The 13813-nt window shown below is 64.7% G+C and carries 12 protein-coding genes; 9 read left to right on the forward strand and 3 right to left on the reverse strand.

Annotated elements, in window-relative coordinates; genetic code table 11:
* From HMPREF9710_RS07350 to HMPREF9710_RS07365, 4 genes are all read left to right on the forward strand, one after another.
* Positions 1–375: ATP-binding protein (locus HMPREF9710_RS07350; protein WP_005665251.1), on the forward strand; the 375-nt coding region annotated here is incomplete at its 5' end.
* Positions 376–378: 3 nt separating this feature from the next.
* On the forward strand, positions 379–1839 hold the full coding sequence (locus HMPREF9710_RS07355) for a sigma-54-dependent transcriptional regulator (protein WP_005665253.1): 1461 nt from the start codon (positions 379–381) through the stop codon (positions 1837–1839).
* 661 nt (positions 1840–2500) lie between these two features.
* Positions 2501–5431 carry a ribonucleoside-diphosphate reductase subunit alpha gene (locus HMPREF9710_RS07360; RefSeq protein ID WP_005665256.1) on the forward strand — a complete coding sequence of 977 codons (2931 nt, stop codon included), beginning with the start codon at positions 2501–2503 and terminating at the stop codon, positions 5429–5431.
* A 117-nt stretch (positions 5432–5548) separates the two neighbouring features.
* Positions 5549–6652: a ribonucleotide-diphosphate reductase subunit beta gene (locus tag HMPREF9710_RS07365; protein WP_005665258.1), complete on the forward strand. Its 1104-nt coding sequence runs from the start codon at positions 5549–5551 to the stop codon at positions 6650–6652.
* 65 nt (positions 6653–6717) lie between these two features.
* On the opposite strand, the gene HMPREF9710_RS07370 is transcribed toward HMPREF9710_RS07365, so the two are convergent.
* On the reverse strand, positions 6718–7143 hold the full coding sequence (locus HMPREF9710_RS07370) for a VOC family protein (RefSeq protein WP_005665260.1): 426 nt from the start codon (positions 7141–7143) through the stop codon (positions 6718–6720).
* Between the two features lie 74 nt (positions 7144–7217).
* On the opposite strand from HMPREF9710_RS07370, the gene HMPREF9710_RS07375 reads away from it, so the two are divergent.
* The 3 genes from HMPREF9710_RS07375 to HMPREF9710_RS07385 all read left to right on the forward strand — a co-directional run bounded on the left by HMPREF9710_RS07375 (position 7218) and on the right by HMPREF9710_RS07385 (position 10160).
* Positions 7218–7904 (forward strand): helix-turn-helix transcriptional regulator, encoded by a 687-nt coding sequence (locus HMPREF9710_RS07375; RefSeq protein ID WP_005665262.1) that lies wholly within the window; start codon positions 7218–7220, stop codon positions 7902–7904.
* Positions 7905–7967: 63 nt separating this feature from the next.
* Entirely contained in the window at positions 7968–9671 is a 1704-nt protein-coding gene (locus tag HMPREF9710_RS07380) for a PQQ-dependent sugar dehydrogenase (protein ID WP_005665264.1), read from the forward strand.
* A 201-nt stretch (positions 9672–9872) separates the two neighbouring features.
* Positions 9873–10160: a hypothetical protein gene (locus HMPREF9710_RS07385; protein WP_157225448.1), complete on the forward strand. Its 288-nt coding sequence runs from the start codon at positions 9873–9875 to the stop codon at positions 10158–10160.
* A gap of 4 nt (positions 10161–10164) precedes the next feature.
* Here the strand turns inward: HMPREF9710_RS07385 and HMPREF9710_RS07390 are convergent, their stop codons facing one another.
* Complete coding sequence (locus tag HMPREF9710_RS07390; protein WP_005665267.1) at positions 10165–10593, reverse strand: DoxX family protein; 429 nt, start codon at positions 10591–10593, stop codon at positions 10165–10167.
* A gap of 132 nt (positions 10594–10725) precedes the next feature.
* On the opposite strand from HMPREF9710_RS07390, the gene HMPREF9710_RS07395 reads away from it, so the two are divergent.
* On the forward strand, positions 10726–11619 hold the full coding sequence (locus HMPREF9710_RS07395) for a LysR family transcriptional regulator (RefSeq protein ID WP_005665268.1): 894 nt from the start codon (positions 10726–10728) through the stop codon (positions 11617–11619).
* Between the two features lie 737 nt (positions 11620–12356).
* Here the strand turns inward: HMPREF9710_RS07395 and HMPREF9710_RS28805 are convergent.
* Entirely contained in the window at positions 12357–13379 is a 1023-nt protein-coding gene (locus HMPREF9710_RS28805) for a hypothetical protein (RefSeq protein WP_051205030.1), read from the reverse strand.
* Between the two features lie 31 nt (positions 13380–13410).
* Between HMPREF9710_RS28805 and HMPREF9710_RS28365 the strand changes: the two genes are divergently transcribed.
* Entirely contained in the window at positions 13411–13731 is a 321-nt protein-coding gene (locus HMPREF9710_RS28365; protein WP_179944484.1) for a hypothetical protein, read from the forward strand.
* Positions 13732–13813 lie beyond the last annotated feature (82 nt).

The following is a 13813-nucleotide window of genomic DNA, read 5'->3' on the forward strand; positions in this document are numbered from 1 at the left end:
GATCCGGGCGGCAGCGCGGTGCGCTTCGATCCGCTGCACCTGCACGAGGTCTTGCTCAACCTGCTGAACAACGCGGTGCGCTACGCCAGCCGCCAGCCGGCCAGCATCCGCATCTTTCCGGCGCGCGACGCCGCCGGCCGGCGCGAGCTGCACGTGCAGGACGACGGCCCCGGCATCACGCCGGAAGTGCGCGACCACCTGTTCGAGCCCTTCTATACTACGTCGAGCAAGGGGACCGGCCTGGGACTCTACCTGGCGCGCGAACTGTGCCTGAACAACGATGCGAAACTCGATTATGAATACCGGTTCGACCCGTCCGCGCTGGGACCGCGCAAGGCCAGCGGCCGCTTTGTCATCACTTTCGCGCTCGAGTAAGCCATGAGCGCGCCCCGCATCCTGGTGCTCGACGACGAAGCCGACCTGCGCGAGCTGCTCGAGATCACCCTGCTCAAGATGGGCCTGGACGTCGACAGCGCCGCCACGTTGCGCCAGGCACGTGCCTTGTTCGAGGAACACGACTACGCGCTGGTGCTGACCGATATGCGCCTGCCGGACGGCCTGGGGCTGGAACTGGTGCGCGAGATCGCCGCCTCGGGCAAGGGCACGCCGGTCGCCGTGATCACCGCCTACGGCAGCGCCGAGAACGCGGTGGTGGCGCTCAAGGCCGGCGCCTTCGACTACATCGCCAAGCCGGTGGCGCTCGACGCGCTGCGCGTGATGGTGCGCTCGGCCCTGAAACTGTCGGAAGGGGGCGCCGCGGCGCCTGACGGTGGAGCGATTGCTTCGCGCATGATCGGCCATTCCGCGGCGATGCAGTCGCTGCGGGCGCAGATCGCGCGCCTGGCGCGCTCGATGGCGCCGATCTCGATCACCGGCGAATCCGGCAGCGGCAAGGAGCTGGCGGCGCGCGAGATCCACGCCCAGAGCTCGCGTGCAGGTAAACCCTTCGTGGCGGTGAACTGCGGCGCGATCCCCGAAACCCTGATGGAGGCCGAGTTCTTCGGCTACCGCAAGGGCGCCTTCACCGGCGCGGCCGAGGAGCGCGACGGCTTCTTCCAGGCCGCCAACGGCGGCACCCTGATGCTCGACGAAGTGGCGGACTTGCCGCTGGCGATGCAGGTCAAGCTGCTGCGCGCGATCCAGGAGCGGCGCGTGCGCAAGATCGGCGCGACGAGCGAAGAGCCGGTCGACGTGCGCATCATCAGCGCCACCCACCAGGACCTGGCGCGCTGCGTCGAGACGGGCAAGTTCAGGCAAGACCTGTTTTATCGCCTGAACGTGATCGAGCTGGCGCTGCCGCCGCTGCGCGAGCGGCTGGACGACCTGCCCCTGCTGGCGAACGGCATCCTGGACCGGCTGGCCGGGCCGGGGCAGGCGTCGCTCGGGCCGGGCGTGCTGGAGGCATTGAAGGCGTATTCCTTCCCCGGCAATGTGCGCGAGCTGGAGAACGTGCTGGAGCGGGCGCTGGCGTTCGCCAACGATGGCGTGATCCAGGTCGGGGACTTGTCGCTCAAGGCGGCGCGGCCGGTGGAAGGAGGGCGGAAGGACGACGGCACCGCTGCGCCGGTTGCCGCAGCGGAGCCGACATTGGTGAACCCGGTCGCTGATCCGGCGCCACCGCATGCACCCAAGGCGGCGCCTGCTCCGGTCGCCCTCGGCCCCGCCGAACTTCCGAGCAACCTGCCAGAGTATCTTGAGCAGGTCGAACGCGACATCATCGGCCGCGCGCTGCAGCAGACCCAGTTCAACCGCACCCAGGCGGCGAGCCTGCTGGGGATCAGCGTGCGCCAGCTGCGTTATCAGATGCAGAAACTGGACATCAGCGCGCCGGACGATTGACGACATGCGTAGGGTTGGCGGCTCTGCCGCCGACGCGTTCAAGGGGCGCCAACGATCACTGCGTCGGCAGGATTTGCCGCCCTATGATCGCCTCCAGTCACCTGGTTATGTTACTTTATGGTAATTATTTTGGTGCAAAATGCGCTGTGGCGGAGCATGCGCGCCTCGTTTTGATTCCTACGTAATTTGCCCATTTGGCGCAGATTTTTCTGATGTTAGTGCTTGCTCACCGTGTGCTGCCCTTCTTTTGTACGACGCTGAAATGTCAAGACTGCGCACGCCAAAAAACAAAAAAAATGACCATTTATTAGCTTGCCTCGATCGCAAGCGAGGTACTACAATTAGTCTCATATCAAAGCTTGGCACTAGATGTAGTGGTAGCAGACCGAACGGTACTAGCATTTTGGCCAGCTGAGAGTTGTCCGCACGTTGTCCACAAGTTGCCCACAAATTGCCCACACGTTTGTTCAGCGACTTGTCTATTAAGCATCTGCTGACAAGCTTTATTTACATATTCTTAACCCTGCTTCTCTGGTTTGCCAGCATCGGCCACCGGCTGGCGGGGATTTGTTTTGCTTTTAATTTTGTTGACGGACCGCGGCGCCATCCGCCACCCGGTTCTCATGTACAAAGGCGGTCCGCCGCTCATCCTGGAGGCTCAATGCAAACAGCACAGAACATCTCGATCAACCAACACGTCACCCCAGGATCGGCGTCGACCAGCCCAACCCCGGCCGAGATCGTCGCGCGCGGCGATTACCGCGTCATCCGCCGCAACGGCGCCGTCGTCGCTTTCGAGCCGAACAAGATCTCGGTCGCGATGACCAAGGCCTTCCTGGCCGTGGCCGGCGGCCAGGGCGCGGTCTCGGCGCGCATCCGCGAACTGGTGGAACAGCTGACCGGCAACGTGGTGGCCGCGCTGGTGCGCCGCCAGCCGAACGGCGGCACCTTCCACATCGAAGACGTGCAGGACCAGGTCGAGCTGTCGCTGATGCGTTCGGGCGAACACGACGTCGCGCGTGAATACGTGCTGTACCGCGCCAAGCGCATGGACGAGCGCCGCGCGGCCAAGGAAGCTCTAGGTGGCGCGCCGGTCGCCGCGCCGCAGATCCACGTGGTCGACGGCGGCGAACGCCGCCTGCTGGACATCAACGACGTCCACGCCCTCGTGAACGCCGCCTGCTCGGGCCTGGAAAAGCACGTCGACGCCGACGCGATCGTCGCCGAGACCCTGAAGAACCTGTACGACGGCGTGCCGGTCGAAGAGCTGTACAAGTCCGCCATCCTGGCTGCTAGAGCCCTGATGGAAAAAGACCCGGCCTACAGCCAGGTGACCGCGCGCATCCTGCTGCACACCATCCGTAAAGAAGTGTTCGGCCACGAAGTGCCGCAAGCCGGCGCCGCCGCCGAATACCTGACCTACTTCCCGCAATACGTGGCGAAGGGCATCCAGGCCGAGCTGCTGGACGAAGAGCTGGGCAAGTACGACCTCGAGCGCCTGGCGAAGGCCATCGTCGCCGACCGCGACCTGCAGTTCGGCTACATCGGCCTGCAGACCCTGTACGACCGCTACTTCCTGCACGTGCGCGACGTGCGCATCGAGATGCCGCAGGCCTTCTACATGCGTGTCGCGATGGGCCTGGCCCTGCGCGAAGACGACCGCGAAGCGCGCGCCATCGAGTTCTACAACCTGCTGTCGTCGTTCGACTTCATGAGCTCGACCCCGACCCTGTTCAACTCGGGCACCCGCCGCTCGCAGCTGTCGTCGTGCTACCTGACTACCGTCGGCGACGACCTGGAAGGCATCTACGACGCCATCAAGGAGAACGCGCTGCTGTCGAAGTTCGCCGGCGGCCTGGGCAACGACTGGACTCCGGTGCGTGCGCTGGGCTCGCGCATCAAGGGCACCAACGGCCGTTCGCAGGGCGTGGTCCCGTTCCTGAAAGTGGTCAACGACACCGCCGTGGCGGTGAACCAGGGCGGCAAGCGCAAGGGCGCGGTCTGCGCCTACCTGGAAACCTGGCACCTGGACATCGAAGAATTCCTGGACCTGCGCAAGAACACCGGCGACGACCGCCGCCGCACCCACGACATGAACACCGCGAACTGGATTCCCGACCTGTTCATGAAGCGCGTGATGGAAAAGGGCAGCTGGACCCTGTTCTCGCCGTCCGAGACGCCAGACCTGCACGATCTGACCGGCAAGGCCTTCGAGAAAGCCTACCTGGCCTATGAAACCAAAGCGGCCAACGGCGAAATGGCGGTCTTCAAGAAGATCGAAGCCATGGACCTGTGGCGCAAGATGCTGTCGATGCTGTTCGAAACCGGCCACCCATGGATCACCTTCAAGGACCCATGCAATATCCGTTCGCCGCAGCAGCACGTGGGCGTGGTGCACTCGTCGAACCTGTGCACCGAGATCACCCTGAACACCAGCGCCGACGAAATCGCCGTCTGCAACCTGGGCTCGGTGAACCTGCCGCAGCACATGAAGGGCGATGGCCTGGACCACGTCAAGCTGCAAAAGACCATCCGCACCGCGATGCGCATGCTGGACAACGTCATCGACATCAATTACTACGCGGTGGAAAAGGCGCGCAACTCGAACCTGCGCCACCGTCCGGTGGGCATGGGCGTCATGGGTCACCAGGACTGCCTGCACATGATGCGCATCCCGTTCGCGTCGGAGCAAGCGGTGAAGTTCGCCGACGTTTCGATGGAAGCGGTCTGCTACTACGCCTACCTGGCGTCGACCGAGCTGGCCGAAGAACGCGGCCGCTACGAGACCTACACCGGCTCGCTGTGGGACCGCGGCATCCTGCCGCAGGACTCGATCAAGCTGCTGGCGGAAGAACGCGGCGGCTACCTGGAGCAGGACACCAGCGAATCGATGGACTGGACCCCGGTGCGCGAGCGCATCAAGCAGTTCGGCATGCGTAACTCGAACTGCGTGGCGATCGCCCCGACCGCGACCATCTCGAACATCATCGGCGTGTCGGCCTGCATCGAACCGACCTTCCAGAACCTGTACGTGAAGTCGAACCTGTCGGGCGAATTCACCGAGATCAACTCGTACCTGGTGCGCGACCTGAAAGCGCGCGACCTGTGGGACGAAGTCATGATCGCCGACCTGAAGTACTTCGACGGTTCGCTCTCGAAGATCGACCGCGTGCCGCAAGACCTGCGCGACATCTACGCAACGGCCTTCGAAGTCGAGCCGAAGTGGCTGGTGGAAGCCGCCTCGCGCCGCCAGAAGTGGATCGACCAGGCCCAGTCGCTGAACATCTACATGGCCGGCGCCTCGGGCAAGAAGCTGGACGAGACGTACAAGCTGGCGTGGCTGCGTGGCCTGAAGACCACCTACTACCTGCGCACCATCGCCGCGACCCACCTGGAGAAGTCGACCACCCGCACCGGCGCCCTGAACGCCGTGCCGGTCTCGGGCGGCCTGCAGGCAGGTCATGCAGCGCCGGCAGCCGCTTCGGTGGCCGCCGCCGCGGCAGCGGCGCCAGCCGCACCGGAAGCCGAAGGCGCCGCCTGCTACCTGCGTCCGGGCGACGCCGGTTTCGACGAGTGCGAAGCCTGCCAGTAATGCTGTAACCGGGTGCGGGCCGACCGGACGGTCGCCCGCACCATCATCTCCGCTATCAACACATCATGTGGCCTCACCGCGCTTGTTCGCGCCAGGCCACGACAGAAGGAAATCACCATGCTCTCTTGGGACGACGAACCAACCAGCGCCCAGCGCGCCCCACAAGCCGCCAATCCAGAAGGCGCTCCCGCCGCTGAAGTGGCCAAGCGCGTCAACGCCGACGACAAGCGCATCATCAATGGCGAAACCGACGTCAACCAGCTGGTGCCGTTCAAGTACAAGTGGGCATGGGACAAGTACCTGGCCGGCTGCGCGAACCACTGGATGCCGCAAGAAGTGAACATGCAGCGCGACATCGAGCTGTGGAAGAACCCGAACGGCCTGTCGGAAGACGAGCGCCGCCTGGTCAAGCGCAATCTGGGCTTCTTCGTGACCGCCGACTCGCTGGCCGCGAACAACATCGTGCTGGGCACCTACCGCCACATCACCGCCCCCGAGTGCCGCCAGTACCTGCTGCGCCAGGCTTTCGAAGAGGCGATCCACACCCACGCCTACCAGTACATCGTCGAATCGCTGGGCCTGGACGAAGGCGAGATCTTCAACGCTTACAACGAGATCGAATCGATCCACGACAAGGACCAGTTCCTGATCCCGTTCATCGACGTCCTGACCAACCCTGACTTCAAGACCGGCACGGTCGAGAACGACCAGAAGCTGCTGAAGTCGATCATCGTCTTCGCCTGCCTGATGGAAGGCCTGTTCTTCTACGTCGGCTTCACCCAGATCCTGGCGCTCGGCCGCCAGAACAAGATGACCGGCGCCGCCGAGCAGTACCAGTACATCCTGCGCGACGAGTCGATGCACGTGAACTTCGGCATCGACCTGATCAACACGATCAAGATGGAAAACCCGCAGCTGTGGACCCCGGAATTCCGCGACGAGATCAAGGCCCTGTTCCTGCAGGCCGTCGACCTGGAATACCGCTACGCCGAAGACACCATGCCACGCGGCGTGCTGGGCCTGAACGCCCCGATGTTCAAGGGCTACCTGCGCTTCATCGCCAACCGCCGCGCGGTGCAGATCGGCCTGGAGCCGCTGTTCCCGAACGAAGAGAATCCGTTCCCGTGGATGAGCGAGATGATCGACCTGAAGAAGGAACGTAACTTCTTCGAGACGCGTGTAACCGAGTACCAGACCGGAGGCACCCTGAGCTGGGATTGATTGCTATCGGCATCGCATGAATGACAAAACCCCGCAGCTGCGGGGTTTTGTTTGTCCGGACCGCCTCAGGCGCCATCCGCAGGCACGACGACGTTCACGATCCAGGTCACGCCGAAGCGGTCCTTCAGCATGCCGTACAGCGGCGACCACTCGGCCGCCGCCAGCGGCTGTGCGATATCGGCGCCGTGCGCCAGCCCATTCCACAGCGTCCTGATCTCGTCCTGCGATTCGCCGACCAGCGCGGCGAAGAAGGCATTGCGGCCCTGGTCCCATGGCTTGGCGGCTTCGACGTCGTAGGCCATGATATGAAAGCCACTCGGCGCCTTGACCTGGCCGTAGATGATGCGGTCGGCGTCCGCGGCATCGTTGACCTTGCCCGACTCGCCGTAGGTGACCTGCATGATCTCGCCGCCGAACACGGACTGGTAGAAGGCGAGGGCGGCGCGCGCCTGGCCCTGGAAATTGAGGTGGATGACTGCCTGGACCGACATGGTGAACTCCTTTGGGTGGTGGAAAAGACAGGTGCTACTATAGGAAATCGTCCTGCCAATTCCTGTCAGTAGCCATGTCCCGCCCCAATCGTCTTTTCCGCTTGCTCGATGCCCTGCGCCGCTTGCCGGCGCCGGTCACGGCGGCCCAGCTGGCGCAGGAGACTGGGGTTTCGGTGCGCTCGGTCTACCGCGACATCGAGAGCCTGCGCGTGAGCGGCGCCGAGATCGGCGGCGAGCGCGGGTTCGGCTACACCCTGGTCGAAGACGGCACCCTGCGTCCGCAGACTTTCAGCCGCATCGAGATCGAGGCGCTCACCCTCGGGCTGGCCGAAGTGCGCAATATGGGCGACCCCGCATTGGCCGCGGCGGCCGAGTCGGTGCTGGGCAAGGTGGCCGCGACCCTGCCGTCGCTGGGGCAGCAGCACCTGCTGCATGCGGTGTCGCGGGTCCACCATTTCAGCGAGCGTTTCGCGCGACTGCCCGACATGGCGCTGATCCGCGCCTGCTGCTGGCGCGAAGAGGCGCTCACGATCGATTACGTCGACCGCGATGGCGCCGCGACCAGCCGCACGATCTGGCCGCTCGCCATCGTCTACCTCGACCGGATGCTGGTGGTGCTGGCGCGCTGCTGCCTGCGCGACGACTTCCGGATGTTCCGCGCCGACCGCATCGCCGCGGTCGCGGCCACCGGCATCAGTTTCAGGCCGCGCCGCGCGGCGCTGCTGCGCGATTACGGCGCCAGGCTGGCCGACGAAGGATAAATGCGTGCGCAGGGATAACTTGCCCTATGATGGCGATTTTTCACGCCTGACCAGGAGACAACCTTGCAAGCCAACACCCTGACGCTGCATGCCCTCATGCTCGCCAGCCTGGCGACGGTATCCGTCGCTCACGCCGCCTCCGCGCCGCAAGTCACCGCCGGCCGCACCATCTTCCAGAACAACTGCGCCAGCTGCCACACGGTCGATGCGAAGCTGTCGCCGCTGGCCGGTCCCGGCATGTTCGGCGTCGTCGGCCGCAAGGCTGCCGGCATCCCAGGCTTCGGCTATTCGGGCGCGCTGGCCAAGGCCGGCGCCGCGGGCCTGGTCTGGACCCGTGAAGAACTCGACGTGTTCCTGCTCGACCCGGCCAAGCGCGTGCCCGGCACCACGATGCCGGTCGGCGTGCCGGACCAGAAGATGCGCACCGCGCTGATCGACTACCTGGCCAGCCTGCAAGGCCCTGCTACCGCCGCCGCGCCGGCCGCAGCCGCCAGGCCGGCGGACCGCGCCGGTTCCTGGGACGACACCCAGCCAGGCAAGGTCTTCCACATCAAGCCGGGCGACCTGGCCAAGCCGTTCGCCACCGAGAGCGCCGGCAACAGCCCGCGCGTGCAGGCGCGTCCGAACGGCACGCTGCCGATCGTGATGCCGGGCTTCGAGGTGAGCGTGTTCGCCCAGGATGCCGACAAGCCGCGCGTCGCTCTGCGCGCACCGAACGGCGACGTGTTCCTGGCCGCGACCGGCGCCGGTGAAGTCAAAGTGCTGCGCTCGAAGAACGGCGACAAGGCCGATACCGCCGCAGTGTTCGCCAGCGGCCTGTCGCGTCCTTACGGCATGGCGTTCTGGCCTTCCGGCGCCAACCCGCAATACCTGTACGTGGCGGGCGTCAATTCGGTGGTGCGCATCCCCTACCGCAACGGCGACCTGAAGGCGCGCGGGCAAGCCGAGGTGGTGATCCCCGAGCTGTCCGAGACCAGCGGCGGCCACACCACCCGCACCCTGGTGTTCTCGAAGGACGACAAGACGATGCTGCTGTCGATCGGCTCGGCCACCAACGTCGCCAGCGACATCGGTCCAAAGCCGCCGCTGCCGCTCGCCGAGTGGGAGAAAAAGCACGGCGTAGGCAGCGCCTGGGGCGTCGAGACCGACCGCGCCACCGTGATGGCCTTCGACCCGGACGGCAAGAACCGCCGCACCTATGCGACTGGGCTGCGCAACTGCGTCGGCCTGCTGGTGTATCCGGCCACCGGCGACGTGATGTGCAATGTGAACGAGCGCGACGCGCTGGGCGACAACCTGCCGCCGGACTATCTGACGCGTGTGAAGCAGGGCGGTTTCTACGGCTGGCCGTGGTACTACATCGGCGACAACGAAGACCCGCGCCTGAAAGGCATCCGCCCCGACCTGAAGGGCAAGACGATCACCCCGGACGTGCTGCTGCAGGCCCACTCGGCGCCGCTGGGCATGGTGGTGTATCACGCGCCGAAGGGCGCCAAGCACGCTTTCCCGAAGGAGTACGAGGGTGAGGTCTTCGTCGCGCTGCACGGCTCCTGGAACCGCGGCGTGCGCACCGGCTACAAGGTGGCGCGCGTGTTCATGAAGGATGGCGTGCCGACCGGGCAGTACCAGGACTTCATGAGCGGCATGGTGATCAGCGACCGCGACGTCTGGGGCCGTCCTGCCGCGGTCGAAGTCGCGGCCGACGGCGCCTTGCTGGTGGTGGACGACGCCGGCGGCACGGTGTGGCGCATCGTGCCCAAACGCTAGATCGGCGCCAGGGCTTGCGCTAAGATGGAATCGACGCGGCGGCCGCCGCGTCGATTCCTGAATACCTACGATCCGGAGCAGCGCATGCGACACCCCGGTAGTTTGCTGGCAGTATTCCTTGCCGTCACCCACGGCGCCTGCGCCGCCAGTCAAGCGGAGCCCGTCCGGCTGCCGATGGCCCCGGCCATGCATGCGGAGCGCATGCCCCGCGACGCAGCCTGCGCCGGCCTGATCGAACGCGCCTTGGCGCGCGACGCCGAGGGCGGTTTCAAGCTGGCCGGCATGCTCATCACGAACACCGATCCGAAGCCGGGCCACTCAACGGGGGCGCTGCGTCCCACCGGCAGCCATCCGGCCGACATCCCGACCCGGCAACTGGACGGCACCTTCCGCGCGCTGTTCGTCAACTGCGAAACGCGCCAGGCTTATGTTTCAAAGCGTGGCGCGGTCATCGACATCACTTACTGGTACGGGCCGTTCGGCCTGTGAACCTTCACGCCGCCAGCGGCGCGGCCTTGCGGCCGGTGGCCGCGTCCAGGCTCCATGCGCCGGCGCCGAAGGCCACCACCTGCAACAGGCCGCCGGCCATCGCGACGTTTTTCAACAGGTGGATCAGCTGGTTCTGGTCGCCGATCGCGTTATGGAACACAAAGGCCGTCACCAGCGAGAACGCCGCCAGGCCGGCCGCGACGAGGCGGGTCTGGTAGCCGAGGGCGAGCAGGGCGCCGCCGCCGATCTCGACGGCGATCGCGCCGACCAGGGCGAGCGAGGCGAAAGGCAGCCCGACCGACTGGATGTAACCCAGGGTCGCCTCCGGCGCCAGCGCCTTGCCGACGCCGCTGAAGACGAAGATCGTGGCCATCAGGATGCGGCCGATGGCGGGGATGATGGACTGGCTGGTCTGGGTGGCGTTGGCGGTCATGGTCGTTCCTTTCGAATGGTTGTCGTGGTTGACGCCAGCTCGTGTGCGGCGTCCATGAACAACATCTTAGGCGTGCTTGATCGATCCAAGAAGCCTATATAATTCGATATCAACTGTCGATGGAGTAGATGGATGCTCGACGGAATGTCCATGGACCAGCTGCGCACCTTTATCGCCGCAGCCGACGAGGGCAGCTTTTCCGCCGCCGGCCGCAAGCTGCGGCGCGCGCAATCGGTGGTGAGCCACACGCTGGCCAATCTCGAGTCGCAGGTGGGCTTCGCGCTGTTCGACCGCTCGGGCCGTTATCCGCAACTGACCGAGGCCGGCCGCGCCTTGCTGGCCGAGGCGCGCCACGCGGCCGACGGCATGGATGCGTTCAAGGCGCGGGCGCGCGCGCTGGCCGGCGGCCTGGAGCCGGAGCTATCAGTGGCGGTCGACGTGATGTATCCGATCGTGAAGCTCACCGAGGCGGTGCAGGCCTTCCACCGCGAGTTTCCATCGACGCCGCTGCGCCTGTACGTCGAGGCGCTCGGCGCCGTGGTGCAGCCGCTGCTCGATGAGCAGTGCCGCATCGCGGTGATCGGTTCGTTTCCGGACGTGCCGGCCGCCTGCGCTTCGGAATATTTGCTCGGCGTGCAGGCGGCGACGGTGGTTGCGCCCGGCCATCCGCTGGCGCGCATCGAAGGCACGGTGATGCGGGCGCAGGCGGGGCGCCACGTGCAGCTGGTGCTGACCGACCGCTCGAGCCTGACCCGTGGCCGCGACTTCGGCGTGCTGTCGCCGCGCGTGTGGCGCCTGGCCGATCTCGGCGCCAAGCACGCCTTCCTGCGCGCCGGCCTGGGCTGGGGCAATATGCCGCTGCATATGGTCGAGCAAGACCTGGCGAGCGGCGCGCTGGTGCGCATCGAACTCGAGACGCATCCGGTGCTCGGGTCGGGCTTTTCGATGCACGCGATCTTCATGAAGGACCACCCGCCGGGACCGGCGGGGCGCTGGTTCATCGAACGCCTGAAATCCGGCGGTTGACGGCGAACGCGCAGTCGCTGGCGCGTCGACCGCGGAGCAAATGGTGTGGCATGGAAGATCATTTCGAACGGCGCAATTGGGTGCGGAGTATGCGTTCTCGCGTGCAGCGAGACTTACTCGGATGACGTTGATTCAGATGCATTGGCGCGTTGGCGGGCGCTTTGCGGTCATGCGGCGCTGGAAACAGGAATATGACCCGCTGGCGGAGGCAAGATGCCGGCGTGATTCCCGCTTATCGATCAGTTGAAATGCGATAGGTAAAGGCTGCAGCGCATGTCAGGCATGTCGCTGATTGGCGCGCGGATGCGCAATTCAACGTCCAAATCGCGCGACTTTTTTTGCGATTCACGGTTGCGCGCTCACAAAGAATGCGCGTACTTTACGTGATTGAATTTGTCAAATCGAGAAGATGTGATATTGTCGCGGGCATCGGGCAAAATCGATCGAATAATAGGACGCTGAACCAAACAGTATGCACGGAAGCGAAGCGAAAAGAACAAGCCGGCTTGTCTGACCAATTGCTCAGGCAAGGCGGCTTTTTCTTTTCGCACCCGCAAGGGTAGCGATGTGAAACGCTGGAACGGTGACCTGTCGACGTTGGCTGAAGCGCTGCAACTGTGAGGAGTTGCAGCAGTTCAGCCGGTGCCGGATTCATTGGCCTAAATCGACGCTTGCTTTGGTCCGATGAATAATTCGCCGGGTTTGATCCGGCGGGTTTTAAACCTTGAGCGTATTTCTCATCGCAGATGAAGGAGAACAAGAATGGCAACCGCTAAGAAACCAGCAGCAAAGGCAGCAGCAAAGAGCGCGCCTTCGTCCACGACGAAGTCGAACGCAAAGGCTGCAGCAGAGAAACCAGTCGCAAAGAAAGCCGCGACCAAGACCACCACCACCACCACCAAGGCAGCCGCCAAGCCGGCAGCCAAGGCCGTGAGCAAGCCGGCGGCGAAAACCGCTGCTAAACCTGTTGCAAAGAAAGCTACTGCAACCAAGACCGCCGCGACCAAAACCGCTGCTACCAAGGCAACGGCCAAAACCGCGACCAAATCGGCAGCCAAGCCGGCAGCAAAGCCTGCAGTGAAGAAAGCCGCTGCAAAACCGGCAGCCAAGTCGGCAACTAAGCCAGCAGCGAAGAAAGCCGCTGCTAAACCGGCAGCCAAGCCGGCAGCGAAGAAAGCCGCCGCTAAACCGGCAGCCAAGCCGGCAGCAAAGAAAGCCGCCGCTAAACCAGCAGCAAAATCGGCAGCTAAGTCGGCCACCAAGTCGGCCACCAAGCCGGCAGCAAAGAAAGCCGCCGCTAAACCAGCAGCCAAGCCGGCAGCGAAAAAGGCCGCCGCTAAACCAGCCGCCAAGTCGACCGCTAAAACCGCGACCAAAGCCGCCGCTAAACCTGCAGCCAAAAAAGCGACTGCAAGCAAGGCCGCCGCTAAACCGGTAGCAAAGAAAGCGACCGCCACCAAGGCAGCCGCCAAACCGGCAGCGAAAAAAGCGACCGCGACCAAAACCGCCGCCAAACCGGCAGCGAAGAAAGCGACCGCAAGCAAAACCGCCGCCAAACCGGCAGCAAAGAAAGCGACCGCCACCAAAACCGCCGCCAAACCGGTAGCGAAGAAAGCGACCGCGACCAAAACCGCCGCCAAACCGGCAGCGAAAAAAGCGACCGCCACCAAAACCGCCGCAAAACCAGCAGTGAAGAAAGCGTCGCCCGCAGCAAAAAAAGCCTCGCCGGCCGCTAATAAAGCTGCGCCGGCTGCAACCAAGGCTGCTCCAGCCGCCAAAAAAGCTGCTCCAGTGAAAGCTGCAGCAACCAAGACCGTTGCCGCCAAGCCAGAAGCCAAGCCAGCAGCAGTGGCCAAGGCCGACGCCAAGCCGGAAGCCAAAGTCGACACCAAGGCCGATACCAAGCCGGAAGTGAAGACCGACGCCAAGGCCGAAGCCAAGCCGGAAGCGAAAAAACCGGCCGCCAAGAAACCGGCGGCCAAGCCGGCAGCGACCACCGCCGCGCAACCGGCAGCCGCACCAAGCGCCGTTCCGGCAGCGCCAAGCGCCGCTCCTGCGAAGACCGTGCTGGCGCCGACCGCATGGCCGTTCCCGACCAGCAGCCGTCCTTAATACCGGACCTCGCCCGACCTGCTGCGCGCCATGTGCGCATGGCAAGTCGGGGCTGCTTCAGGCACAATGCCGCTGTGTGATT

Origin of the sequence: Massilia timonae CCUG 45783 (genome assembly GCF_000315425.1) — a bacterium.
GTDB lineage: Bacteria > Pseudomonadota > Gammaproteobacteria > Burkholderiales > Burkholderiaceae_D > Telluria > Telluria timonae.

Coding starts and splice junctions, on each gene's coding strand:
- HMPREF9710_RS07355 (WP_005665253.1), top strand. CDS start 379: ATGAGCGCGCCCCGCATCCTGGTGCTCGACGACGAAGCCGACCTGCGC.
- HMPREF9710_RS07360 (WP_005665256.1), top strand. CDS start 2,501: ATGCAAACAGCACAGAACATCTCGATCAACCAACACGTCACCCCAGGA.
- HMPREF9710_RS07365 (WP_005665258.1), top strand. CDS start 5,549: ATGCTCTCTTGGGACGACGAACCAACCAGCGCCCAGCGCGCCCCACAA.
- HMPREF9710_RS07370 (WP_005665260.1), bottom strand. CDS start 7,143: ATGTCGGTCCAGGCAGTCATCCACCTCAATTTCCAGGGCCAGGCGCGC.
- HMPREF9710_RS07375 (WP_005665262.1), top strand. CDS start 7,218: ATGTCCCGCCCCAATCGTCTTTTCCGCTTGCTCGATGCCCTGCGCCGC.
- HMPREF9710_RS07385 (WP_157225448.1), top strand. CDS start 9,873: ATGCCCCGCGACGCAGCCTGCGCCGGCCTGATCGAACGCGCCTTGGCG.
- HMPREF9710_RS07390 (WP_005665267.1), bottom strand. CDS start 10,593: ATGACCGCCAACGCCACCCAGACCAGCCAGTCCATCATCCCCGCCATC.
- HMPREF9710_RS07395 (WP_005665268.1), top strand. CDS start 10,726: ATGCTCGACGGAATGTCCATGGACCAGCTGCGCACCTTTATCGCCGCA.